Annotated in this window: 20 protein-coding genes; 8 read left to right on the forward strand and 12 right to left on the reverse strand. The window is 67.8% G+C overall.

What is annotated here, in order from left to right:
* Positions 1-301: 301 nt before the first annotated feature.
* The 5 genes from SNE35_RS18165 to SNE35_RS18185 are packed head-to-tail and all read right to left on the reverse strand — an operon-like array spanning position 302 to position 5,419.
* Positions 302-1,771, reverse strand: a complete 1,470-nt coding sequence (locus SNE35_RS18165; protein WP_320424370.1) for a tripartite tricarboxylate transporter permease — start codon at positions 1,769-1,771, stop codon at positions 302-304.
* Positions 1,772-1,781: 10 nt separating this feature from the next.
* Positions 1,782-2,243: a tripartite tricarboxylate transporter TctB family protein gene (locus SNE35_RS18170; protein WP_320424371.1), complete on the reverse strand. Its 462-nt coding sequence runs from the start codon at positions 2,241-2,243 to the stop codon at positions 1,782-1,784.
* A gap of 13 nt (positions 2,244-2,256) precedes the next feature.
* A complete protein-coding gene (tfpB, locus tag SNE35_RS18175; RefSeq protein ID WP_320424372.1) occupies positions 2,257-4,053 on the reverse strand; it encodes a type IV pilus assembly ATPase TfpB in 1,797 nt (598 codons plus the stop codon).
* Positions 4,054-4,055: 2 nt separating this feature from the next.
* Positions 4,056-4,865: a class I SAM-dependent methyltransferase gene (locus SNE35_RS18180; RefSeq protein WP_320424373.1), complete on the reverse strand. Its 810-nt coding sequence runs from the start codon at positions 4,863-4,865 to the stop codon at positions 4,056-4,058.
* Positions 4,862-5,419: a DNA-deoxyinosine glycosylase gene (locus SNE35_RS18185; RefSeq protein ID WP_431312765.1), complete on the reverse strand. Its 558-nt coding sequence runs from the start codon at positions 5,417-5,419 to the stop codon at positions 4,862-4,864. Before SNE35_RS18185 ends, SNE35_RS18180 begins: the two co-directional genes overlap by 4 nt.
* 17 nt (positions 5,420-5,436) lie before the next feature.
* Between SNE35_RS18185 and SNE35_RS18190 the strand changes: the two genes are divergently transcribed.
* The gene (locus SNE35_RS18190; protein WP_320424375.1) at positions 5,437-6,246 is read left to right on the forward strand and encodes a mechanosensitive ion channel family protein; all 810 of its coding nucleotides are present in this window, start codon (positions 5,437-5,439) and stop codon (positions 6,244-6,246) included.
* Here SNE35_RS18190 and SNE35_RS18195 read toward each other — a convergent pair.
* The 5 genes from SNE35_RS18195 to polA are packed head-to-tail and all read right to left on the reverse strand — an operon-like array spanning position 6,204 to position 12,571.
* Positions 6,204-7,052, reverse strand: coding sequence for a TatD family hydrolase (locus SNE35_RS18195; protein WP_320424376.1), 849 nt, complete (start codon positions 7,050-7,052; stop codon positions 6,204-6,206). The two genes, SNE35_RS18190 and SNE35_RS18195, sit on opposite strands and share 43 nt — an antisense overlap.
* Positions 7,024-7,878: a formyltetrahydrofolate deformylase gene (gene purU, locus SNE35_RS18200; RefSeq protein ID WP_320424377.1), complete on the reverse strand. Its 855-nt coding sequence runs from the start codon at positions 7,876-7,878 to the stop codon at positions 7,024-7,026. Before purU ends, SNE35_RS18195 begins: the two co-directional genes overlap by 29 nt.
* A gap of 16 nt (positions 7,879-7,894) precedes the next feature.
* The gene (locus tag SNE35_RS18205; RefSeq protein ID WP_320424378.1) at positions 7,895-8,572 is read right to left on the reverse strand and encodes an ABC transporter ATP-binding protein; all 678 of its coding nucleotides are present in this window, start codon (positions 8,570-8,572) and stop codon (positions 7,895-7,897) included.
* The gene (locus SNE35_RS18210; RefSeq protein WP_320424379.1) at positions 8,565-9,821 is read right to left on the reverse strand and encodes a lipoprotein-releasing ABC transporter permease subunit; all 1,257 of its coding nucleotides are present in this window, start codon (positions 9,819-9,821) and stop codon (positions 8,565-8,567) included. Before SNE35_RS18210 ends, SNE35_RS18205 begins: the two co-directional genes overlap by 8 nt.
* A 5-nt stretch (positions 9,822-9,826) precedes the next feature.
* Positions 9,827-12,571 (reverse strand): DNA polymerase I, encoded by a 2,745-nt coding sequence (polA, locus tag SNE35_RS18215; RefSeq protein ID WP_320424380.1) that lies wholly within the window; start codon positions 12,569-12,571, stop codon positions 9,827-9,829.
* A 43-nt stretch (positions 12,572-12,614) separates the two neighbouring features.
* Here polA and SNE35_RS18220 point away from each other — a divergent pair, with 43 nt between their 5' ends.
* The 5 genes from SNE35_RS18220 to SNE35_RS18240 all read left to right on the forward strand — a co-directional run bounded on the left by SNE35_RS18220 (position 12,615) and on the right by SNE35_RS18240 (position 19,689).
* Positions 12,615-12,977: a hypothetical protein gene (locus tag SNE35_RS18220; protein ID WP_320424381.1), complete on the forward strand. Its 363-nt coding sequence runs from the start codon at positions 12,615-12,617 to the stop codon at positions 12,975-12,977.
* A gap of 48 nt (positions 12,978-13,025) precedes the next feature.
* Positions 13,026-14,009, forward strand: coding sequence for a homoserine kinase (locus SNE35_RS18225; RefSeq protein WP_320424382.1), 984 nt, complete (start codon positions 13,026-13,028; stop codon positions 14,007-14,009).
* A 13-nt stretch (positions 14,010-14,022) separates the two neighbouring features.
* A complete protein-coding gene (locus tag SNE35_RS18230; RefSeq protein ID WP_320424384.1) occupies positions 14,023-14,898 on the forward strand; it encodes a BPSS1780 family membrane protein in 876 nt (291 codons plus the stop codon).
* Positions 14,899-14,978: 80 nt separating this feature from the next.
* A complete protein-coding gene (locus SNE35_RS18235; RefSeq protein ID WP_320424386.1) occupies positions 14,979-16,919 on the forward strand; it encodes a PhoX family protein in 1,941 nt (646 codons plus the stop codon).
* A gap of 145 nt (positions 16,920-17,064) precedes the next feature.
* Entirely contained in the window at positions 17,065-19,689 is a 2,625-nt protein-coding gene (locus SNE35_RS18240; RefSeq protein ID WP_320424388.1) for a M1 family metallopeptidase, read from the forward strand.
* A 6-nt stretch (positions 19,690-19,695) separates the two neighbouring features.
* Here SNE35_RS18240 and SNE35_RS18245 read toward each other — a convergent pair whose 3' ends face one another.
* Positions 19,696-22,080, reverse strand: coding sequence for a UvrD-helicase domain-containing protein (locus SNE35_RS18245; protein WP_320424389.1), 2,385 nt, complete (start codon positions 22,078-22,080; stop codon positions 19,696-19,698).
* A gap of 23 nt (positions 22,081-22,103) precedes the next feature.
* Here SNE35_RS18245 and SNE35_RS18250 point away from each other — a divergent pair, with 23 nt between their 5' ends.
* Complete coding sequence (locus SNE35_RS18250; protein WP_320424390.1) at positions 22,104-22,499, forward strand: YchJ family protein; 396 nt, start codon at positions 22,104-22,106, stop codon at positions 22,497-22,499.
* Here SNE35_RS18250 and SNE35_RS18255 read toward each other — a convergent pair.
* Positions 22,477-22,599 (reverse strand): hypothetical protein, encoded by a 123-nt coding sequence (locus SNE35_RS18255; RefSeq protein WP_320424391.1) that lies wholly within the window; start codon positions 22,597-22,599, stop codon positions 22,477-22,479. The two genes, SNE35_RS18250 and SNE35_RS18255, sit on opposite strands and share 23 nt — an antisense overlap.
* Positions 22,600-22,780: 181 nt before the next feature.
* On the opposite strand from SNE35_RS18255, the gene SNE35_RS18260 reads away from it, so the two are divergent.
* A complete protein-coding gene (locus tag SNE35_RS18260) occupies positions 22,781-23,479 on the forward strand; it encodes a pseudouridine synthase (RefSeq protein ID WP_320424392.1) in 699 nt (232 codons plus the stop codon).
* Positions 23,480-23,576 lie beyond the last annotated feature (97 nt).

Raw genomic sequence — 23,576 nt, forward strand, 5'->3', positions numbered from 1 at the left:
AAACCCTTAACAACAATCAAGGATCTAAACTCTTTCTTGTCGCGCCGATCAGTGATCAGCACAGAAGCGAGATTATGACCTGTTTTTTAAAACACCGTCAAGCATTTCTTCAAAATTCTTTCGAACACCTCAAAAAGCCGTTCGATCAAACTAGAAACGCCGGTTAGCCATACCACTGCCAACCAAATCCCTACTCCCTTCACCGCACCCGCCGAGGCGGTTTGTGTGTAGCGAAGCCCTCTACTGTAGCACAGGAATTTTGAGGCGAGCAAGAGATCGGTAGATTTCTTCGGAAGGTCGCTCAGCCCTCTTCCCGGAAGACCGTCTGTCGCCGGCTGCGGATCTTCGGCAGCAGCACGAGAAGGAGGAGCAGCAGCGCGGCCATCAGCAAGCTCAGCGACAGGGGCCGGCTCACGAACACGCTCCATTCGCCATCGGCCAGTTGCAGCGCGCGTCGCAGGTTCTCTTCCATCATCGGCCCCAGTACAAAGCCCAGCAGCAGGGGTGCCGTCTGAGTGCGGAGTTTGTGGAAGACGTAGCCCATCAGCGCGGCGACGGCCATCAGGTAGACGGCGTGCTCACCGCCACCAAGGTAGACACCGAAGCAGCACAGCAGCAGCACGGGCACGGCAAAGCGCCGGTAGCTGATGGTCAACAGGCGATCCCACACGCCAGCGAGCGACAGGCCCACGGCCAGCAGCACGGCATTGCCGATCCAGATCGACGCGATGAGTCCCCAGAACAGACTCGGCTGGCCCGTCATCAGCAGCGGCCCGGCCTGCAGGCCTTTGATGGTCATGGCGGCGACCAACAGTGCGGTCGTCGCGCTCGCCGGAATCCCCAGTGTCAGCACCGGCAAGAGCGTCGTCTGGACCGCAGCGTGCCGGGCCGCTTCAGGCCCCATCGCGCCGGCCACGGGGCCGGCCGCCGCCCGTCTCTCCAGTCCATAGGCAGAAACAGCGGCCAGCACCGTGCTCGCACCCGGCAGCAATCCCACCATCGAACCGAGCAAGGTGCCACGAAGCACCGCCGTCCAGGCTTCGCGCAGGTCCGAGCGCGTCGGCCACTGACCCGCGACCTGCTCCGGCACGATCCGCTCGCGCCGCGCCTGCGCGGCCCGCCCCAGGTTGATGATCACTTCGCCCGCGGCGAACAGGCCGATCGCCAGCGGAATCACACCGAGGCCCTGCTGCAGCAGATCCGCCTGCGGTACCCGTCCGATCTGCGTCAACAGCAGACCCAGCACGGCCATCCCCAGCGATCCGACCAGCGATCCGCCAGCCAGCGCCGCGGAACCCACGAGACCCAGCACCATCAGGCTGAACACCTCGGCCGCACCGAAGCGGAAGGCCAGTTCGGTCAGCGGCGGCGCCAGCGCCACGATCAGCAGCAAGCCGCCACAAGCCGCGACGAAGCCCGCCACGGCCCCCAGCCGCAACATCGCCGCGCCCCGCCCCTGCCTTGTCAGCGCCTGCCCTTCCGCGGCCAGCGGCGAAACGCCGAATACCCCCGGCTCGGCCGGCTGCGTCATCAGCATCGCGGCCGCAGCACCGTAGCGCGCGCCGCAATGGACGCCCACCAGCAGCATCAGGGCCACACCCGCATCCAGCATCGGCACCAGGGGCAGCAATAGCGCCATCATCGTGACCGGCCGCAGACGATGCAGCACACCGGTCAGCAAGCCCAACAGGCTGCCCGCCACCGCCGCAAGCAATTGCGGCCAGGCGAACGCCACATGCAGGCCCAGCGAGAGCTTGTTCAGCAGATCCATGCGAATCCGCTCAGGAAGCCACGCCCGGCCAGACCGGCAGCGCCAGATGCAGCCCGTGGATCAGCACCGCCCACGCCAGCACCGTGGCCAGCACGGCAGCGAAAAGCACCCAGCGCCAGCGCTGCTCGCCAGTGGCCAGCACCCCGAGCGCGGTCACGACCGGCATCGTGCACACCAGCCCCAGCCGCGACATGCCATAGCCGAAGGCGCAGATCGCCACGGGCACCAGCAGCACCGGCCGCCATGCGATCTGGCTGACGGGCTCACCTCGCTCCGACTCGATGGCCAAGGACTTGAACAACACGAGCCCGCCCAGCAGCGCCAGCAACAGGCCCAAGGCAAACGGCAGCAGGCCCGGTCCGGGCGAGGCCGACGAGCCGAAGTCGTAGGCCGTCGCCGCCCAGGCAAACGCCAGGCCGATCAAGACGAACATCAGGCCGGACCAGAAGTCCCGCTGGCTCTTCAGCTTCATCGCGGAAGAGGACCTAGGCGTCCCAGGCCGGAGTGTTGCGCAAGATTTCTTCCAGCGTCGTCACCCCCTCGGCCACCTTCATCGCGCCCGCCAGCCGCAGCGGGCGCAGCCCCTCCTGGGTCGCCTGGCGACGCAGCGCCTCGAGGTCCGGCGTCGGCTGCAGATGCTTCTTGATCGACTCACCGACCGTCAGCAACTCGTACAGCCCGGCGCGGCCGCGGTAGCCGGTATTGCGGCATTCCAGGCAGCCGACCGGCTTGTAGGGCTTCACGCCGCCATTCATCCGCCAGTGCTTGACGACGTCGTTCAAGGTCTCGCGCGTGACGTTCGGGTCCGGCTGCTTGCACTGGTTGCACAGGGTGCGTACCAGCCGCTGCGCGAGCACGCCGATGACGGTCGCGCTGATCAGGTAGGACGGCACGCCCAGGTCCGTCAGCCGCGTGATCGCTGCGGCCGCGTCGTTCGTGTGCAGCGTGCTGAAGACCAGGTGACCGGTGAGCGAGGCCTGGATCGCCATCTCGGCCGTCTCCAGGTCGCGGATCTCGCCCACCATGATGATGTCCGGATCCTGCCGCATCAACGCACGCAGGCCCTCGGCGAAACCGAAATCCAGCGCGCTCTGCGCCTGCGTCTGGTTGAAGGCCGGCTCGATCATTTCGATCGGGTCCTCGATCGTGCAGACATTGACCTCATCGGTCGCCAGCCGCTTCAAGGTCGAGTAGAGCGTCGTCGTCTTGCCGCTGCCGGTCGGGCCGGTGACCAGGATGATGCCGTGCGCCTGCGTCACCAGCCGTTCCCAGCGCTCGCTGTCGTGGCTGGAGAAGCCCAGCATGCTGAGGTCCTTGACGGCGGTGTCCGGATCGAAGATCCGCATCACCATCTTCTCGCCGAAGGCGGTCGGCAGGGTCGAGAGCCGCATCTCCACCTCGTCCCCCGCCGGATTGCGCGTCTTGATGCGGCCGTCCAGCGGGCGGCGGCGTTCCACCACATCCATACGCCCCAGCAGCTTGATGCGCGAGATCATCGCGCTCATCACCGTATTCGGCAGTTGGTAGACCGTGTGCAGCACGCCGTCGATGCGGAAGCGGATCACGCTCATCTCGCGGCGCGGTTCCAGGTGGATGTCCGAGGCGCGCTGGTCGAACGCGTACTGCCACAGCCAGTCGACGACCTGCACGACGCCCTGGTCGTTCGCGTCGAGCTGCTTGTTGCTCTTGCCCAGCTCGACGAGTTGCTCGAAGCTCGCCACCTGCGTCGCCTCGCCAGCCTTGGCGGCGGCGCGCACGGACTTGGCCAGCGTGAAGAACTCGGTCGTGTAGCGCGCGATGTCCAGCGGGTTGGACACGACCAGCTTGATCGGTTTTCTGGTGTGCGCCTCGATCTGCGCGACCCAGGCCGTGTCGAAGGGCTCGGAGGTGGCGATCGTCACATCCGTCAGCCCGACCAGCACCGGCAGGCAGCGCTTGGCCTCGGCATAGCCCACCGACATCACGTCGGACACGCGACCCACATCCACCTTCAGCGGATCGATGCGCAGGAAGGCCAGGCCCGCACGCTTGGCCAGCCACTCGGACAGCGCGTCGACGTCCAGCGCCTTGCTCGTACCGAGGCGCACCAGGCCCGCGTGGCCCAGCCGCACCAGCGGATGCAGCGAGCTGTCACCGGCGGCGAAGCGCTGCTCGGTGCGCTGCGCCTGCGCCTCGTCGACGAGCCCGTCCTCGCGCAGCCAACGCAGCAGCAACCGCCATTCGAGCCGGCCTTCCGGCTTCGGAGCTGAAGGGGGAACGGCGGGCCGGGGGCTGACACTCATGTTCATGACTCGGCAGCGGGTTGCTGGTGGTGAAGCTGTTCGACGATGCTCAATGGCAGAGGCCGCACCAGCCGCAGCCATTTGCGAGCCGGCAAGCCGTACCCTCCGTACAGCGCTTCGATATTAGCCGCTCGGCGCTCCAGTTCGTCCCGCTCGGGAACCCGTACGCCGCGCGCCGCGACGACCACCGTGTTGCCCTCCTTCGTTGGTGCCAGGCTCCAGACCTGGTCGCTGCCGAAGACCCGCGCGATCCGCACGGCACTCCGTGCAAAGCTGGCGTTACGTCCGAACAGGTTCACCGTCATCAGGCCGCCGTCGGCCAGCAGCGCGCGGCAGCCGGCGTAGAAGGCTTCGTCGTCCAGCACCGGCGAGGCGGCCTCGTGGTCGTACAGGTCCACGTTCAGCACCTGCGCCTGCTGCGGCTCCGCGTTCGCCACCCATTCGGCCGCGTCGGCGTTGACCACCGTCAGCAGCCGGTCGTTCTCCGGCAGCTGGAACCAGGCGCGGCAGGCCGAGATCACGGTCGGGTTCAGCTCGATCGCCGTCGTCCGCATCCGCAACACCTTGTGACAGAAACGCGTGATCGCCGCAGCTCCCAACCCCAGCTGCACCGCGTGGCCTTCGTTCAGCTCGGCCGAGTCGCGCCACAGCATCCAGGCCATCATCCGCTGGATGTATTCGAGCTCCAGCTGCTGCGGCTTCCTGATCCGCATGGCGCCCTGCACCCAGATCGAATCGAGATGCAGGAAACGGATGCCGTCGTACTCGGACAGGGTGGCCGGTGCCCACTTCGGCTTGGCGGTCTTGGTCATGCTTGTTCTTCTTCAATCAGGGAAATCTGCCGCCAGGCTTCGAGCTTGGCGGCGTACGCCAGGGTGTAAGCCGGGCTCGATGAGGGCAAGGCGAGGATACGGTATCGGGCGGCGGCCTCGCCCAGTTGGCGCAGGCCGATCCGATGCGCGGTGCCGCCGTTGAAGGCGATCGTGCGCAGGCCGGGCAGGCCCGCGATCAAGGCGAGCAGATCGCTCGCGCGCGGGTCGCGGATATTGCTGTCCAGGCTGCCTTCGCGCTCGGTCTCGGTGATCACGTCCCACAGGCCCACGCGGTGCCGGTCCAGCAGCGCCAGGCGCGCCTCGTAGTCCGCCTCGGCCAGCGGCAGGCCCAGTGCCTCGCCGACCAGCCGCCAGAACTGGTTGCGCGGGTGGCCGTAGTAGCGCTGCGCCTGCAGCGAGGCCACGCCAGGGAAGCTGCCCAGCAAAAGCAGTCGTGTGCGTTCCGACACCTGGGGCGCCAGCCCTTGCAGCCGCACGATCGGCTTTGCGATGATGCGTCGCCCTGCGGGGCTGTTGTCGTCGTCTTCAATCACGGGGAATGGATTCAATCATGAACACAGAAGTCATCTGGACCTTTTTGAGCACGCAGGGCGTGGATTTCGGTCTGAAGGTGCTGGGGGCGGTGGTTGCCTGGGTCGTCGGGCGCTGGCTGATCGGCCTGGTGGTGCGCATGTTCACCGGCGCGCTGGAGCGCGGCAAGCGCATCGACGCCACGCTGGCCCAATACCTGCGCTCGATCCTGAGCGTCACCTTGACGATTGTGCTGGCGCTGGCGGTGCTGGGCATCTTCGGCGTGCAGACCACCTCTTTCGCCGCACTGCTGGCCGGCGCGGGCCTGGCGATCGGCACCGCCTGGGGCGGGCTGCTGGCGCACTTTGCCGCGGGCATCTTCATGCAGGTGCTGCGGCCGTTCAAGGTGGGCGACCTGGTCAGCGCCGGCGGTGTCACCGGCACCGTTCATGAGATCGGCCTGTTCGGCACGGTCATCATCAGCGGCGACAACGTGCAGAACACCATCGGCAACAACAAGATCTTCTCGGACACGATCCAGAACTTCTCGGCCCTGCCCCTGCGCCGCGTCGATTGCACGGCCAAGGTCGCCAACAGCGTCGATCCGCTGGACGCAATCGCGCGGCTGAAGGAAGCCGTCGCCAAGATCCCGAACGTCGCCACCGCGCCGGCACCCGACATCGAGATCATCGGCTTCACGCCCGAAGGGCCGCTGCTGTGCGTGCGGCCGTACACGCATACCGACAACTACTGGCAGGTCTACTTCGACACGCACAAGGCCGTGGTGGCCACCTTCGGCGCCGCCGGCTACCCGGTGCCAGAGACGCCGGTCGCGCCGCGCAACCGCTGAAGGACCGCCTCGGTATTGGCTCGCGTGATGCGGGCCGTCTCCTCGATCGACCAGCCGCGCAGCGCCGCCAGTTCCGCGCCGATGCGCGGCAGCTCGCCCGGCTCGTTGCGCGTCGTCGCGCCAGCCTCGCGCTCGGCGGCGGTCTTGTAGAGCCATTGCGGCGGTATCTCCGGCGCATCGGTCTCCAGCACGATCGCCTCGGCCGGCAGCTCGGCCGCCAGCCGGCGGATCTGCAGCGAGCGATCGAAGGTCAAGGTGCCGCCGAAGCCGAGCTTGAAGCCAAGTTCGATGAAGGCCTCGGCCTGCTGCCGGCTGCCGTTGAATGCATGGCCGATGCCGCCGGCCTTGAAGCCCGTGCGTCGCAGCCCGGCCAGCAGCTGGTCGGCGCTGCGGCGCACGTGGAGGATCACCGGCAGGCCGGCGCGCTTCGCCAGCTTCAACTGCTCGATGTAGAAATGCTGCTGCCGCGCCACGTCGAGGCCCTGCACGAAGAAGTCCAACCCGATCTCGCCGACCGCGACCAGGCGCGGATCGTCCGCATGCGCCGCAAGCTGCTTCTCGAGCACGGCCAGATCCTCGTCTCGCGCCTGCATCACATACAGCGGATGGATGCCCAGCGCGTACGTGAAGCCATGCCGATGCGCCAGCTCGCGCACCGCATCGAAATTGCCGGCGACCACCGCCGGAATCACGATCTGCGTGACGCCCGCCGCCCGCGCGCGGGCCACCACCGCATCCCGGTCCGCGTCGAACTCCGCGGCGTCGAGGTGGCAGTGGCTATCGGAAAACGACGGTGCGGTTGCCATTCATCAGCACCCGGTGCTCGGCATGCCACTGGATCGCGCGGGCCAGGGTCACGCACTCCACATCACGGCCGATCGCCGTGAGCTGCTCCGCCGTCAGGCTGTGGTCGATGCGGGCGATCTCCTGCTCGATGATCGGACCCTCGTCCAGGTCCGAGGTCACGTAGTGTGCGGTCGCGCCGATCAGCTTGACGCCGCGGTCATAGGCCTGGTGATAGGGCCGCGCGCCCTTGAAGCTGGGCAGGAAGCTGTGGTGAATGTTGATCGCCCGGCCGCTCAGGTAGCGGCACAGCTCCGGCGACAGGATCTGCATGTAGCGCGCCAGGACGACCAGCTCGATCCGGTTCTCCTCGATCACCTCGATCAGCTTGCGCTCCTGCGCCGCCTTCTGCTCCGGCGTCGACTGCAGCAGCGGGAAGTGATGGAAGGGAATGTCGTGCGAGGCGGCCAGTTGGTAGAAGTCGCGGTGGTTGCTGACGATGGCCGGGATCTCGATCGGCAGGTGGCCGGTCTGCACGCGGAACAGCAGGTCGTTCAGGCAGTGGCCCAGCTTGGAGACCAGCAGCAGCACACGCGTCTTGTGCGCGCCGGCCACCAGTTCCCAGTCCATCTGCATCTGCGCCGCCAGCGGCTCGAAGGCGCCGCGCATCTCGGCGAGCTCGGCGCTGGCCTCGAACTCGATGCGCATGAAAAAGCGCCGGTGATCCGGATCGCCGTGCTGGGCCGAGGTCAGGATGTTGCCGCCCTGCTCCAGCAGGAAGCCGGTGACGGCGTGGACGATGCCGGCCCGGTCGGGGCAGCTGAGCTTGAGGATGAAACGGGAAGTCATCGAAGAATTCTTCAGATCAAGTTTGTACGTGTCCGCCGACCAGGCTGAAACGCGTGCCGCACTGGGCCGCCAGCGCCTGGTCGTGGGTGACCATCACGAAGGCCGTGCCCAGCTCCTGCGCCGTCTGCAGCATCAGCTCGAACACCGCCTGGGCGGTGCTGCGGTCCAGGTTGCCGGTGGGTTCGTCGGCCAGCACGCAGGCCGGGCGGCACACCAGCGCGCGGGCGATCGCGACGCGCTGGCGCTCGCCGCCAGACAGTTCTGCCGGCCGGTGCTTCACGCGCGCGCCCAGGCCCACGCGGGCCAGCATCGCCGCCGCCTGCTCGCGCGCCTGCTCCTGCGGCATGCGCCGCACGCGCAGCGGCATCGCCACGTTGTCCAGCGCGCTGAACTCGGGCAGCAGGTGGTGGAACTGATAGACGAAGCCGAGGTGCTCGTTGCGCCAGGCGCCCAATGCGCTCTCGCTCATGCCATCGAGTCGCCGGCCCATCAGCGTGACGCTGCCGCTGGTCGGCTTGTCCAGCCCGCCCAGCAGGTGCAGCAAGGTGGACTTGCCCGAACCGGATGCGCCGACGATCGCCAGCGTCTGGCCGCGGCCCACCGCGACGTCCACGCCGCTGAGCACCTGCACGTCCAGCTCGCCTTCCTTGAAGCGCCGCGTCAGCGCCTCGCCCTTCAGCACGAGCTCATTCATAACGCAGCGCTTCAGCGGGTTGGACGCGGCTGGCGCGCCAGCTCGGGTAGACGGTCGCGACGAAGGCGAGGATCAGCGAGATCACGGTGATGGGGATCACATCGCCGCTCTGCGGATCGCTGGGCATGTGGTTGATCAGGTAGACGCTGGCCGGCAGGAAGCTGGCGTGCAGCAGATGTTCGATGAAGGGCACGATCACGTCGATGTTGAAGGCCACCAGCAGGCCGAAGCCCACGCCGGCGAAGGTGCCGATGACGCCCGAGGCGGCGCCCTGGACCATGAAGATGCCCATGATCGAGCGCGGCGTGGCGCCGAGCGTGCGCAGGATGGCGATGTCGGCTTGCTTGTCGGTCACCGTCATCACCAGCGTGGAGACCAGGTTGAACGCGGCCACCGCAACGATCAGGGTCAGGATGATGCCCATCATCCGCTTCTCGACCTGCACCGCGTCGAACCAGTTCGCGTTGGTGCGGGTCCAGTCGCGAACGAAGATCTCCGGCCCCATCGACTGCGCCAGCTGTGCGGCCACCTCGCGGGCGGCGTTCACGTCCTTCAGCTTCAGCTGCACGCCGGTCGGGCCGGTGGTGCGGAAGAGCTTGCTCGCGTCCGTGATGTCGATCAGCGCCAGGCCGCTGTCGTACTCGTAGTGGCCGGCGGAGAAGGTGCCGACGACGGTGAACTGCTTCAGCCGCGGCGACACCCCGGCAGGTGTGACGTCGCCATTGGGCGCCACAAGGGTGATCTTGTCGCCCTCGCGCACGCCCAGCGAGCGCGCCAGCTCGATGCCCAGCACGATGCCCCAGCTGCCGGGCTGCAGCTTGGTCAGCACGCCGTCCTTCAGCTGCGCGGCCAGCGGCGTCACGGTCGCCTCGTCGGCCGGCGAGATGCCGCGGATGATCGCGCCGCGCATCTCGTCGCCGCGCGCGATCAGCGCCTGTGCCGCGACGAAGGGCGCGGCGCCGAGCACGGCCGGGTTCTCGCGCGCCTTGGCGGCGGTGGCATGCCAGTCCGGCAGGCCCTGACCGTCGTAGGACATCAGCTCCACGTGGGCGACGACCGACAGCATGCGATCACGCACCTCGCGCTGGAAGCCGTTCATCACCGACAGCACGATGATCAGCGCCGCCACACCCAGCGCGATGCCCAGCACCGAGACGCCGGAGATGAAGGAGATGAAACGATTGCGGCGCCCGCCGCGGCCGGCCCGCGTGTAGCGCCAGCCGATCTGCAATTCATAGGGCCAGTTCATGCGCTTCAGTGTGCCTCATCCCAGTTCGCACCCACGCCCACCTCCGCCAGCAGCGGCACCTTCAGCTGGGCGACGCCGGCCATCAGGCGCGGCACCTCGGCCTTGACCCAGTCCAGCTCGGCCTCGGGTACTTCGAAGACCAGTTCGTCGTGCACCTGCATGATGATGCGGGTCGCTTTGCCCTGCGCGTCCAGCGCCTGCTGCACGGCGATCATCGCCAGCTTGATCAGGTCGGAGGCCGTGCCCTGCATCGGCGCGTTGATCGCCTGGCGCTCGGCACCGGCCTTGCGCGGGCCGTTGCCGCCGTTGATCTCGGGCAGCCAGATGCGGCGGCCGAACAGGGTCTCCACATAGCCGTTCTCGCGGGCGAAGACCTTGGTACGTTCCATATAGTCGCGCACGCCGGCAAAGCGGGTGAAGTAGCGGTCGATGTAGTCCTTGGCCGCCTTCTGCTCGATGCCCAGGCTGGAGGCCAGGCCGAAGGCGCCCATGCCGTAGATCAGGCCGAAGTTGATCGTCTTCGCATAACGGCGATGTTCGGCGGACACCTCGGCCAGCGGCACGTTGAACACCTCGCTGGCGGTGGCGCGGTGGATGTCCAGGTTCTCGCCGAAAGCCTTCAGCATGCCCGGGTCCTCGCTGATGTGGGCCATCAGCCGCAGCTCGATCTGCGAGTAGTCGGCGCTGACGAGCGTGAAGCCGGCCGGCGCGACGAAGGCCTCGCGCACGCGCCGGCCCTCGGCCGTGCGGATCGGGATGTTCTGCAGGTTCGGGTCGTTGCTGGACAGGCGGCCGGTCACCGCCACCGCCTGGGCGTAGTTGGTGTGCACGCGGCCGGTGGCCTTGTTGACCTGCAACGGCAGCTTGTCGGTGTAGGTGCTCTTGAGCTTGGCCAGGCCGCGGTGCTCCAGGATCTTGGCCGGCAGCGGAAAGTCCTCGGCCAGCTTGGCGAGCACTTCCTCGTCGGTCGAGCGGGCGCCGGTGGCGGTCTTCTTGATCGTCGGCAGGCCCAGCTTGTCGAACAGGATCTCGCCGAGCTGCTTGGGGCTGCCCATATTGAAGGGCTGGCCGGCGATCGCGTAGGCCTCCTGTTCGATCGCGACCAGGCGCTGCGCCAGCTCATGGCTTTGCGCCTGCAGCAGCGCTCCGTCGATCAGCACGCCGTTGCGCTCGATGCGCGCCAGCAGGTCGCTGACCGGCATCTCGACGTCGCGGTAGATCTTCAGCAAGCCCGGAGCCGCCTCGATCTTCGGCCACAGGATCTGGTGGACCTGCAGGCACATGTCCGAATCCTCGGCCGAGTAGTGCGAGGCCTTCTCCACGTCCACCTGCGCGAACGGGATCTGGTGCGCGCCCTTGCCGCAGAGGTCTTCGTAGCTGACGCCGGCGCGGCCGAGGTTGCGCTCGCCCAGAGCGCCGAGGCCATGGTTCTTGGAGGAATCCAGCACGTAGCTCTGCAGCATCGTGTCGTGCTGGATGCCGCGCAGCGCGATGCCGTGGTTGGCGAACACGTGGGTGTCGTACTTCAGGTTCTGGCCAAGCTTGGGCTTGCTGGCGTCCTCCAGCCAGGGCTTCAGCTTGGCCAGCACCTCGTCGATCGGCAATTGCTCCGGCGCGTCCGGCCCGTTGTGGCGCAGCGGAATGTAGGCGGCCTCGCCGGCCTGTACCGAGAAGGAGATGCCGACGATCTGCGCCAGCATCGGTTCCAGCGAGTCGGTCTCGGTGTCCAGCGCGCTCAGCTCGGACTGCTGCAGCCGATCCAGCCAGACGTCGAAGTGCTCCCACGTGAGGATGGTGTCGTAGCGGCGTTCGACGTCGACGGCCTCCGGCACCGGCGCATCGGTGAACATGTCCTCGTTGACGGGCTCGGGTGCCTTGACGCTCAGTTCCTTCAGCCAGGTCTTGAAGCCATAGCGGGCGTAGAAGTCGCGCAGGCCGTCGGTGTCCACGGCCTTCAGCGCCAGCGCGTCCAGCGCGGGCCAGGCTTCGATGTGGCCGGCCAGGTCGCAGTCGCAGCGAATCGTCACCAGCTTGCGGCCCATCGGCAGCCAGTCGAGCGCCTTGCGCAGGTTCTCGCCGGCCACGCCCTTGACCTTGTCGGCGTTGGCGATCACGCCGTCCAGCGAGCCGTGTTCGGCGATCCACTTGGCGGCCGTCTTCGGGCCGACCTTCTCGACGCCCGGCACGTTGTCGACCGTGTCGCCCATCAAGGTCAGGTAGTCGATGATGCGGTCCGGCGGCACGCCGAACTTGGCGGTGACGCCGGCGATGTCCAGCGTCTCGTTGCTCATCGTGTTCATCAGGGTGACGTCTTCGGTCACCAGCTGCGCCATGTCCTTGTCGCCGGTCGAGACGACGACCTGGTGGCCGGCCTGGGCGGCCACGCGCGCCAAGGTGCCGATCGCGTCATCGGCCTCGATGCCGGGCACCTCCAGGATCGGCCAGCCCAGCAGGCGCACCACCTCGTGGATCGGCTCGATCTGCTCGCGCAGCGCGTCGGGCATCGGCGCGCGCTGGGCCTTGTATTCCGGATACCAGTCGTCGCGGAAGGTCTTGCCCTTGGCGTCGAACACGCACACGGCGTGGGCGGCGCCCACCTGCTCGCGCAGCTTCTTCATCATCGCCACCATGCCGTGCAGCGCGCCGGTGGGCACGCCCTCGGGGCCGCGCAGGTCGGGCAGCGCGTGATAGGCGCGGTAGAGATAGCTGGAACCGTCGACCAGCAGCAGGATGGGTTTCTTCTCGCTCATGCGGCGCATTGTCCATGCAGCCGCGCCATAGAATGGCGGGATCATGCCGCGTACCACCCTCCTCCTCGCCGCCCTGCTGTTCACCGGCGTCGCCCATGCGGCCGACGACAAGCGGGCCGACACGCCGCCCGTCAAGCCCGGCTGGACCGTGCTCCCCGACCAGGTGGATTCAGCCGATGTCGAGCCCAAGGTCGAGGACTCGGTGATCGAGGACGAGCACACGCGCATCGAGCAGCTGCGCGTGCGCGGCCAGACCCAACGGGTCAAGGTTCACAAGAAGAACGGCCCGATCCCGGTTCCGGACTACGAGATCGTGATGGGCAATGCGAGCTACGACTGGACCTTCGAGGCCGGCGGCACGCGCTTCAGCATCGGCCGCAGCGTCTGGCGCGTGCTCGATTTCTGACCCGACCTCCAAACTTCCCGCGGGCCCGCCGCCTGCCCCTCGCCATCCATGGCTGTATTCACTGAAGTCTTGCCCGCGCAGGCGCAAGCCCTGCTCGACCACCTGGGCCTGGGCCAGCTCCAGCACCTGCGCGGTATCAGCGCCGGCATCGAGAACACCAATTACTTCGTCACCAGCGCCACGCCGCGCTACGGCGGCGAGTTCGTGCTGACGGTGTTCGAGCGGCTCAGCTTCGAGCAGTTGCCGTTCTACCTGCACCTGATGAAGCACCTGGCCTCGCACGGCGTACCGGTGCCGGACCCGCAGGCCGACGAAACGGGCGAGATCCTGTTCACCGTGGCCGGCAAGCCGGCGGCGCTGGTCAACAAGCTGCGCGGCGGCCACCAGTTGGCGCCCGACGTCTTCCACTGCGAGCAGGTCGGCACCCGGCTGGCGCAGATGCACCTGGCCGGCCAGGACTTCCCGCTGCACCAGCCCAACCTGCGCGGCCTGGCCTGGTGGACCGAGACCGTTCCCACGGTGCTGCCCTACATGGACGCCGCGCCCGCCGAGCTGCTGAAGAGCGAGCTCGCCTGGCAGCAGCAACTGGCCGTTTCGCAGACCTATGCCGAGCTGCCGCGCGGTCCGATCCACGCCGACCTGTTCCGTGACAACGTGATGTTCGAAGGCCTGCCCGGCCGTGAGCAGCTGAGCGGCTTCTTCGACTTCTACTTCGGCTGCGTGGACACCTGGCTGTTCGACCTCTGCGTCTGCCTGAACGACTGGTGCATCGACCTGGCCAGCGGCCGGCTGGACGAGCAGCGCGCCGCTGCCTTCGTGCGCAGTTATGAATCGGTGCGGCCGCTGAGCGGCGCCGAGCACCGGCTGCTGCCGGCGCTGCTGCGCGCCGCCGCGCTGCGCTTCTGGATCTCGCGCCTGTGGGATTTCCACCTGCCGCGCGACGCCTCGATGCTGAAGCCGCACGACCCGACCCACTTCGAGCGCGTGCTGCGCGAACGCATCGCCCGGCCCTGGCACGCGCTGGCGAGCTGAAGTTCCTTTCTCCATGAGCAGTCCGCAACAACCTTCCTCGCCGTCCGGCAGCACGATGCTGCTGCACCTGCAGACCGTCCCTGCGCGCAACGGCGTGCTGTGGATCCGCCACGGCTTCGAGATCTTCCGCCGCCGCCCGCTGGCGCTGACGGGCCTGCTGAGCCTGTTCCTGTTCCTCGCCTTCGTGGTGCTGAGCATTCCGGTGCTGGGCGTGGTGGCGCTGCTGATGTCGCTGCCGATGCTGTCGCTGGGCTTCATGCTGGCGACGCACCTGGTGCTGCAGAACCGCACGCCCACAGCGGGCGTCTACCTGATGCCGCTGAAGCTGACCGCGCAGCGGCGCCGCTCGCAACTGATGCTCTGCGCCGCCTACGCGGCCGCCACCTTCGCCGTGGCGCTGCTCGCCCAGTGGGTGGACGGCGGCAGCCTGGAAGCGCTGGAGCAACTGGCCGCCAGCGGCGCGTCGCCCGACCAGATGGCCAGCGCCGCCTCCGACTCGCGCCTCTTCCTCGGTGCGCTGACGCGGCTGGGGCTGGCGGCCCTGGTTTCCGTACCCTTCTGGCATGCACCGGCGCTGATCCACTGGGGCGGCCAGGGCGTGATGCAGGCACTGTTCTCCAGCACCCTGGGCGTCTGGCGCAACAAGGGCGCCTTCGCGGTCAACGGCCTGCTGTGGGCCGCGCTGATGATGGCCATGGGCATGGTCTGCAGCATCCTGGCCGTCGTGCTGGGGCTGACCGAGCAGACGCTGCCGCTGCTGGCGGTACCGCTGGTGCTGCTGGCCTCCACCGTGTTCTACAGCTCGCTGTACTTCACCTTCGTGGACTGTTTCCTGTTCGCCGCGCCGAAAGATCTGCCAGAGCCGGCCGAGCTGCCACGACAAGACTGACCAAAACCTGACTTCTGTCATCGGGCGGCCATACAAGCTGCCTAGAGTGCCTGTGTTTACAACCGCTTTACACAGGCTACATGACCCAACAGCAGAACCCTAGCCGCCGCCAGGCCCTCAAGTTCCTCGGCCTCCCGTTCGCATTGCCGCTCGGCGGCGTCGGTGCCGCAACCCTCAGCGGCTGCTTCGGCGGTGGTGGCGACGACGCCACCTACGTCTCCTCCAGCTTCAGCGCGATGGCAGCGCCCGCGCTCAGCAACGCCGCCGCGATGGCCACCACGACCGTCGCCTCCTCGCTGGATGTCAAGATGAGCGACGGCAGCACCGTCCACTACGCGCTGGCCTACCAGCCCTTCTTCATGACCGGCGACATGGTGCCGGACGGCAAGGGCGGCACGATCCTGGCCGGCGGTTACGTCGACATCAACAACAAGCCGATCACGGACGCCTCGGTGGCCGGCAAGGAACGCCAGTTCTTCTCCGACTCGCCGGACGGCACCTCGCTGCTGAGCGTGGCCAACCCGACCGTGACCGGCATCAAGGGCAAGGCGGTGTTTGCCGTCGTCCAGTTCGAGTACACGACGCGCGACCAGGCCGGCAACGACACCTACGGCAAGCTGCCCTCGCCGATCGCCGTGCTGACGCTCGACCAGGACCAGACCACCGGCAAGCTGAGCCTGGTCAAGTATCACAACGTCGACACCTCGGCCGCCCACGGCCTGTGGATCACCTGCGGCGCGAGCCTCTCGCCCTGGGGCACGCACCTGTCCAGCGAAGAGTACGAGCCGGACGCGTTCGCCATCGCCAGCAACGCCCAGTTCAAGGCCTACAGCAAGAACGTGTTCGGCGACGAGACCAAGGCCAACCCGTACCACTACGGCCATCTGCCCGAAGTGACGGTCAACCCCGATGGCACGGGCACGCTGAAGAAGCACTACTGCATGGGCCGGATCTCGCACGAGCTGATCCAGGTCATGCCCGACAAGCGCACCGCACTGATGGGCGACGACTACACGAACGGCGGCCTGTTCATGTTCGTCGCCGACAAGGAAGCCGACCTGTCGGCCGGCACCTTGTACGTCGCCAAGTACGGCACCGGCTTCTCGCTGGACCCGGCCGCCGCCGGCGCCTCGATCACCTGGATCAACCTCGGCCACGCCACCAGCGCCGAGATCGAGCAACTGGCCAACACGTTGAAGCCCACCGACATCATGACCGTGGCGACGACCGACCCGGCCGACGCGACCTTCACCAAGATGTTCCTCGACGGCAAGGCCTCCTGGGGCAAGCTGAAGCCCGGCATGGAAAAGGCTGCCGCCTTCCTGGAGACGCACCGCTACGCCAACCTGATGGGCGCCAGCATGAGCTTCACGAAGCTGGAAGGCACGACCGTCAACGCCAAGGACAAGATCGCCTACTCCGCGCTGCAGAACATCCAGACCTCGATGGTCAAGGGCAATGCCGCCTGGGTGGAAAGCAAGAACGTCACCGTCGACAAGGCCCTGATCGCCGGCGGCGTGATGGCCCACACACTGGCCGGCGGCCAGAAGGACACGGCCGGTGCCGCGATCAACAGCGAATGGGTGCCGACCGTCACCAAGGCGCTGCTGATGGGCGAGGACATCGCCGCCGACGCGCTGGGCAATCTGTCCAACCCGGACAAGATCGGCAACCCGGACAACCTGAAGTTCTCCGAGACGCTGCGCACGCTGTTCATCGGCGAAGACAGCAGCACGCACGTCAACAACTTCGTCTGGGCCTACAACGTCGATTCGAAGACGCTGACCCGCCTGGTCTCGATGCCCGCCGGCGCCGAGGCGACCGGTCTGTCAGTCGTCGACGACCTGAACGGCTGGACCTACATCACCACCAACTTCCAGCACCCGGGCGACTGGGGCAGCCTGCACGGCAAGGTGCAGAGCACGCTGGATCCGCTGGTTCGCGCCAACTACAAGGACCGCTTCGGGGCCGCCGTCGGCTACCTGACCGGTGACGTGAAGGCCATGAAACTGAACCAATAACAATAACGTTCCAAGCCCTGCCAGGCTCTTTAAGGCCGTGCCGCGCAAGCGGCACGGCCATTTACTTTGGCCATTCACTTTTGAGGATGCGCCGAGCGACTCTGCACCCTACATTGCCCGGTCCGACCGCAATGAAGGAGCCGCGATGCAGATCCGCCCATGGCCCGCTTTGCTCCTCGCGCTGGCAGGCCTGCTGCCGCTGCGCCCTGCCGCATCGGCCGAGCCCGGCCGCCTGCCGGACAACGCGATCCCGGAGCACTACACGATCCGCGTCACGCCCGACACGGCGCGGATGACGCTGCAAGGCGAGGCGCGCATCCGCGTGCGTCTGAAGGCACCGGCCCGCGAGATCGTGCTCAACGCGACCGATCTGGACATCCGCCGCGCCGCGCTCGACGGCCGACCGGCCCACATCGCCCTGGACGCTCGCACCGAGACCTTGACGCTGGGCTTCGCGAAGCCGGTCAGCGCCGGCCTGCACACCTTGCGCATCGACTACCGCGGCAAGATCCTGCGCACGCCCAGCGGCGTCTTCGTGCTCGAATACCGCGACCCGGACGGCCGCGCCCGCCAGATGCTCACCACCCAGTTCGAGCCCGGCGATGCGCGACGCTTCGCACCGCTGTGGGACGAGCCGGCGCGCAAGGCCCGCTTCGATATCGAGCTGGTGATTCCAGCAGGTCAGGTCGCCGTCTCCAACATGCCTTTGCGCTCCAAGAGCCCGCAGCCGGGCGGCCGGCAACTGCTGCGCTTCCAGACGACGCCGCGCATGTCCAGCTACCTGCTGCACCTGTCGGTCGGCGATCTGGAGCGCTTGTCGCGGGTGGTCGACGGTGTGGACATCGGCGTCGTCACGCGGCGCGGCTTCAAGGCGCAGGGCGAACTGGCGCTGCAGGCCGCCGCCGACGTGTTGCGCTACTACAAGGACTATTTCGGCCAGCCCTACCCGCTGCCCAAGCTGGACCTGATCGCCGCGCCGGGCACCAGCCAGACCTTCGGTGCGATGGAGAACTGGGGCGCGATCCTGTTCTTCGAGAGCGTGCTGCTGTTCGACCCGGAGCGCTCGTCCGAGTCCTACCGGCGGCTGATCTTCAGGCTGGTGGCCCACGAAGTCGCGCACCAGTGGTTCGGCAACCTCGTGACGATGCAGTGGTGGGACGACCTGTGGCTCAACGAAGCCTTCGCCACCTGGATGCAGAGCAAGGTCACGTCCGTCCTCCACCCGCAGTGGCAACCGCAGCTCGACGTCGCGCTGACGATCCGCGAGCGGGCACTGCAGAGCGATGCCGGTGCTGCGACCCATCCGATCATCCAGCCGGTGCCGGACGTGCGTGCCGCGGACCAGGCCTTCGACAGCATCGCCTACAACAAGGGCGCCAGCGTCATCCAGATGATCGAGGCGCTGGCCGGGCCCGAAGACTTCCGCGCCGGCCTGCAGCGCTACATGCGCGAGCACGCCTACGGCAACGCGGTCACCGATGACCTGTGGAGCGCGCTGGCCGCGGCCAGCGGCGCCGACATCGCCCGCGTGGCCCACGACTTCACCCTGCAGCCGGGAGTGCCGCTGCTGCATCTCGAAAGCTCGGCCTGCCAGGACGGTGCGACGGCGCTGACGCTGAGCGTCGGCCGGTTCGAGACCGGGCCGAAGGCGCCGCAGGCGCTCGGATGGACGCTGCCGGCCATGCTGCAGATCGGTAACGGCGGCCCGGTGCAGCCGCTGTTGCTCGCGCCGAATCTCCCGGCCTCACCACGGTTCGCCGGCTGCGGCGCCGCGCTCGCCAATGCCGGCGGCAGCGGCTACTACCGCAGCGCCTACGGACCGCAGGCCGCGCAAGCGTTGGTATCCAACTTCGCCACCCTGCCGGCGCTGGACCAGATGGTGCTGCTGTCCGATGCCTGGGCGCTGGCCCAGAACGGCGATGCCCCGCCCGGCGACTGGTTCGGGCTCGCGGCGCGGCTACCGCCGGACGCCGAGCCCGCGTTGTTGCGCCAGCTCGCGCAGACCCTCACCACGATCGACTGGCTCTACCGCGGGCAGCCCGAGCAGCAGGCCCTGTTCCGCAGCTTTGCGCGCAGCCGGCTGCAGCCTGCCTTCGCGCGCATCGGCTGGTTGCCCGCGGCCGGCGAGGATGCCAACATGGCGGTGCTGCGCGAGACGCTGATCGAGGCGCTGGGGCGCTTCGACGATCCTGCCGTCATCGCCGAGGCCCGCGCACGCTACGAGCGCGCGGCGTCCGACCCCGCGGCACTGCCCGCCGCCATTGCCGAGGCGGCGCTGACCTTGGTGGCGATCCATGCCGATGCGGCGACATGGGAGCGGCTCGCCGCCCGGGCCGCCGCGAGCAGCTCGGACCTGCAGAAGCGCCAGCACTACGGGGCACTGGGCGGCGCACGCGACCCGGCGCTGGCCCATCGCGCGCTGGATGCCGCGCTGGCGGGCGAGGCCGGCCCGGTCTACGGGATCGAGCTGATCAGCTCGGTCGCCGAGGCCCATCCCGAGCTGGCCTTCCGTTTCGCACTGGAGCACGAGGCCGCGATCCAGGCCGGCGTCGAGAGCCAGGCGCAGTGGAGCTTCATCCCGGGCCTGGCCCGGATGTCGGCCGACGCGGCCACGGCCGCGGCGCTGCGCGACTACATCGACCAGCGCATTCCCGCCACGCTGCGCGCCACCGCGCAGCGTGCGCTCGCGGCGATCGAATCCCGCCGCCGCGTCAGTGAACAGCAACTGCCGGCGATGAGCGACTGGCTGCATCACTGGCAGGGCGGCTGAGCGCGCTCAGTCGATCGGCGTCAGCTTGGCCACCGACAAGGCCAGCCACTTCATGCCGTGGCGGCCGAAGTTCACTTGCGCGCGGGCGTCCGCGCCGCTGCCTTCCAAGGTCACCAGCACGCCCTCGCCGAACTTGGTGTGGAACACGCCCTTGCCGACTCGCAGGCCGCCGTGTTCCTCGGCCACCTTCTTCTTCATCGAGGCCGGCACCGGCGGTTCGGCATAGCTCGGGCGTTCGACGCGCCCGGCACCGACCATCGACTTCAGCCCCGAACCGCGCTGCCAGGCATCCTGGTACTCGCGCGCAAAGCCCGAGCCAAAGCCCTGGTTGCGCGGGCTCAGCCATTTCAGTGCGGCTTCCGGCAGCTCGTCGAAGAAGCGACTCTTGACGTTGTAGCGGGTCTGGCCGTGCAGCATGCGCGTCTGGCTGAAGCACAGGTAGAGGCGCTGGCGCGCGCGCGTGATCGCCACGTACATCAGCCGGCGCTCTTCTTCCAGCCCATCGCCATCGGACAGCGAGTTCTCGTGCGGGAACAGACCCTCTTCCAGGCCGGTGATGAAGACCGCATCGAACTCCAGGCCCTTGGCCGAGTGGACCGTCATCAGCTGCACCGCGTCCTGGCCGGCCTGGGCCTGGTTGTCGCCGGCCTCCAGCGAAGCGTGGGTGAGGAAGGCCGCCAGCGGCGACATGATCTCGCCCGTCTCGGCATCGGGCGTGGCCACCTGTGCCGGCGCCACCGCATGGGGCAGGCCCTCGGAGATCGCGCCCGGCGCCAGCTCGTCCACCGGCAGCGCCACGGCATCCTTGCCGAAGCCCTCCTGCGTGACGAAAGCCTCGGCGGCATTGATCAGTTCGCCGAGGTTCTCCAGGCGCTCGGCGCCGTCCTTGTCGTTGCGATAGAACTCGTTGAGGCCCGAGATCTCCAGCATCTGCTCGAGGATCTCGCGGAGCGTGTGGCCGACGGTCAGGTTGCGCGTCGAATCGACCAGGTCGTTGAAGGCCTTCAGGTTGCTGCCGGCCTTGCCCGCCACCGCGCTGACGCTCTGGTACAGACTGCGGCCCGAGGCGCGCGCGGCGTCCTGCAGCAGCTCGATCGCGCGCGCGCCGATGCCGCGCGCCGGGAAGTTGACGACGCGCAGGAAGCTCGTGTCGTCGTTCGGGTTCTCCAACAGGCGCAGGTAGGCCAGCGCATGCTTCACCTCGGCCCGCTCGAAGAAGCGCAGGCCACCGTAGACGCGGTACGGGATGCCGGCATTGAACAGCGCCGACTCGATCACCCGCGACTGCGCATTGCTGCGGTAGAGCACGGCGATTTCCTTGCGGTCCATGCCGCCGCGGTGCAGAGCCTGGGCCTCCTCGATCAGCCACTGCGCCTCGGCGAAATCGCTCGATGCCTCGTAGACCCGCACCGGCTCGCCGGGGCCGGCATCGGTGCGCAACTCTTTGCCGAGGCGGCGCGAGTTGCGGCTGATCAGCTCGTTGGCCGCGTCGAGGATGTTGCCGAAGCTGCGGTAGTTCTGCTCCAGCTTGATGACGTTCTTCACGCGGTACTCGCGCTCGAAGTCCGACATATTGCCCACGCGCGCGCCGCGGAAGGCGTAGATGCTCTGGTCGTCGTCGCCCACGGCCAGCACGCTCTGCCCTTGCCCCGGTGGCGCGAACATCTTGAGCCAGGCGTACTGCAGCTTGTTCGTGTCCTGGAACTCGTCCACCAGCACGTGGCGGAAGCGGCGCTGGTAGTGCTCGCGCACGGCGGGCTGGTCGCGCATCACCTCGTAGCTGCGCAGCATCAGCTCGGCGAAGTCGACGACGCCCTCGCGCGCGCACTGGTCCTCGTAGGCCTGGTAGATCGCGGCCAGCGTGCGGGTCTGCTCGTCATGGACGTCGATGTCGGGCGGCCGCAGGCCATCTTCCTTGGCACCGGCGATGAACCAGCTCACCTGCTTCGGAACATAGCGCTCCTCGTCCAGGCTCATCGCCTTGATGACCCGCTTGATCGCCGAGACCGAATCGGTGGCGTCGAGGATCTGGAAGCCCTGCGGCAGGCCGGCGAGCTTCCAGTGCGCGCGCAGGAAGCGGTTGCACAGGCCGTGGAAGGTGCCGATCCACATGCCGCGTGCGTTGACGGGCAGCATCGTGGTCAGCCGCGTCAGCATCTCCTTGGCGGCCTTGTTCGTGAAGGTCACCGCCATGATGCCGCCGGGCGAGACCTGACCGGTCTGCAGCAGCCAGGCGATCCGGGTGGTCAGCACCCGCGTCTTGCCGGAGCCGGCACCCGCCAGGATCAACGCCGGCTCGGCCGGCGCGGTGACGGCCGCGTACTGCTCGGGATTCAGGTTCTTCAGCAGGCCGCCAGGCGCCGGATGCTGCGGCTCATCATGTGGATTCATCCAGCTATTCTAAGATCCGCCCCATGACGAAACCCTGTCCCTGCGGCCTGCCGGCAAGCTATGAGAACTGCTGCGGCCGCTGGCACGCCGCCTTCGCCGAGGGCCGGGGCCTGCAGGCGCCGGACGCCGAGGCACTGATGCGTTCGCGTTACAGCGCCTTCGTGCTGGACCTGCTGCCCTACCTGCTCGCCACCTGGCATCCGAGCCATCGCCCGCAAGACCTGACCCCGAACGAGCCGGGCCTCAAATGGCTGGGCCTGGAAGTAAAAAAGCATGTGCCGCTGGATGCGGAACATGCCTTGGTGGAATTCGTGGCGCGGAGCAAATGGGGCGGCCGCGCCAGCCGCATGCGCGAGATCAGCCGCTTCGTTCGCGAAGACGGCGTCTGGTACTACCTCAGTGGCGAGCACCCGGCCTGACGACCACGCGCACGCGTGGACGCTTGGCCAGCAGGCCGTGCAGCCAGGCCATGCTGCTGGCGATGGGGGAACGGTAGCCGACGTGAACGATCTTGGGCATGTTCAACTCCTGTAGCGAGTGCTTGATGCTGCGTGAATGGTGCCTGGTGCGTATGACAAATTGTTGAAGCGGTGCCCCTGGCCTGTCATCCCCTCCTGAGGGGGGCGATGAGGCCTTCGGGGCAATTTGCACGCCTTCTCGGGGGCTTGGCTCACACTTCCGGTAACAGTTCACAACACGCATGTTGCGCATCCTCCACATCGACGAGAAGCTCGTCGCCATCGACAAGCCGGCCGGCCTGCTGGTTCACCGCAGCGGGCTCGACGCGCAGGAGCAGGTCTTCGCGCTGCAGCTGCTGCGCGACCAGCTGGGCCGCCCGGTCTGGCCCGTGCATCGGCTCGACAAGGGCACCTCCGGCGTGCTGCTGTTCGCCCTCGATGCGGACACCGCTTCGAGCGTCGGCGCCCTGTTCGAGCAGGGCCTGGCCCACAAGCGCTACCTGGCGCTGGTGCGCGGCTGGCCGGCGGCCGACGAGGGCTGCATCGAACACCCGCTGGCGCGCGATCCGGAGCTGCCCTCCGCAGGCCAGCCCATGCTCGCCGCGCGCACCGACTGGCAATGCCAGGCACGGCTCGAATGGCCGCTGCAGACCGACGCCCGCTTTCCGACGAGCCGCTTCGCCCTGGTCGAGGCCCGGCCGCTGACCGGCCGCCGCCACCAGATCCGGCGCCACCTGAAGCACATCGCCCACCCGATCGTCGGCGACGCGACGCACGGCAAGGGCCCGCTGAACCGCGCCGTCGCCGGCTTCCTGGGCCTGCAGCGGCTGTGGCTCCACGCACTGGAACTGCGGATTCCCCACCCCGGCACTGACCTGCCCCTGACCGTCGAGGCGCCGCTTGGCGCCGAATGGCACCACCTGCCCGGCGCATCCACATAACTCATGAGATGGACTGACCGCCTCGGGAAATTTTCCCGAGCGGCGGCGCAGAATCCGCAACCCGAGGCCGCGTGAAGCGGTACTCATCCCGGCAAGA

Origin of the sequence: Roseateles agri (assembly GCF_034043675.1) — a bacterium.
GTDB lineage: Bacteria > Pseudomonadota > Gammaproteobacteria > Burkholderiales > Burkholderiaceae_C > KK5.

Bases quoted from the DNA above. Each gene is read 5' to 3' on its own strand.
- polA (WP_320424380.1), bottom strand. From the start codon at position 12,571: ATGAGCGAGAAGAAACCCATCCTGCTGCTGGTCGACGGTTCCAGCTAT.
- SNE35_RS18255 (WP_320424391.1), bottom strand. From the start codon at position 22,599: ATGCCCAAGATCGTTCACGTCGGCTACCGTTCCCCCATCGCCAGCAGC.
- SNE35_RS18220 (WP_320424381.1), top strand. From the start codon at position 12,615: ATGCCGCGTACCACCCTCCTCCTCGCCGCCCTGCTGTTCACCGGCGTC.
- tfpB (WP_320424372.1), bottom strand. From the start codon at position 4,053: ATGAGTGTCAGCCCCCGGCCCGCCGTTCCCCCTTCAGCTCCGAAGCCG.
- SNE35_RS18260 (WP_320424392.1), top strand. From the start codon at position 22,781: ATGTTGCGCATCCTCCACATCGACGAGAAGCTCGTCGCCATCGACAAG.
- SNE35_RS18170 (WP_320424371.1), bottom strand. From the start codon at position 2,243: ATGAAGCTGAAGAGCCAGCGGGACTTCTGGTCCGGCCTGATGTTCGTC.
- SNE35_RS18210 (WP_320424379.1), bottom strand. From the start codon at position 9,821: ATGAACTGGCCCTATGAATTGCAGATCGGCTGGCGCTACACGCGGGCC.
- SNE35_RS18225 (WP_320424382.1), top strand. From the start codon at position 13,026: ATGGCTGTATTCACTGAAGTCTTGCCCGCGCAGGCGCAAGCCCTGCTC.
- SNE35_RS18180 (WP_320424373.1), bottom strand. From the start codon at position 4,865: ATGACCAAGACCGCCAAGCCGAAGTGGGCACCGGCCACCCTGTCCGAG.
- purU (WP_320424377.1), bottom strand. From the start codon at position 7,878: ATGACTTCCCGTTTCATCCTCAAGCTCAGCTGCCCCGACCGGGCCGGC.
- SNE35_RS18165 (WP_320424370.1), bottom strand. From the start codon at position 1,771: ATGGATCTGCTGAACAAGCTCTCGCTGGGCCTGCATGTGGCGTTCGCC.
- SNE35_RS18245 (WP_320424389.1), bottom strand. From the start codon at position 22,080: ATGAATCCACATGATGAGCCGCAGCATCCGGCGCCTGGCGGCCTGCTG.
- SNE35_RS18240 (WP_320424388.1), top strand. From the start codon at position 17,065: ATGCAGATCCGCCCATGGCCCGCTTTGCTCCTCGCGCTGGCAGGCCTG.
- SNE35_RS18190 (WP_320424375.1), top strand. From the start codon at position 5,437: ATGAACACAGAAGTCATCTGGACCTTTTTGAGCACGCAGGGCGTGGAT.
- SNE35_RS18195 (WP_320424376.1), bottom strand. From the start codon at position 7,052: ATGGCAACCGCACCGTCGTTTTCCGATAGCCACTGCCACCTCGACGCC.
- SNE35_RS18205 (WP_320424378.1), bottom strand. From the start codon at position 8,572: ATGAATGAGCTCGTGCTGAAGGGCGAGGCGCTGACGCGGCGCTTCAAG.
- SNE35_RS18250 (WP_320424390.1), top strand. From the start codon at position 22,104: ATGACGAAACCCTGTCCCTGCGGCCTGCCGGCAAGCTATGAGAACTGC.
- SNE35_RS18230 (WP_320424384.1), top strand. From the start codon at position 14,023: ATGAGCAGTCCGCAACAACCTTCCTCGCCGTCCGGCAGCACGATGCTG.
- SNE35_RS18235 (WP_320424386.1), top strand. From the start codon at position 14,979: ATGACCCAACAGCAGAACCCTAGCCGCCGCCAGGCCCTCAAGTTCCTC.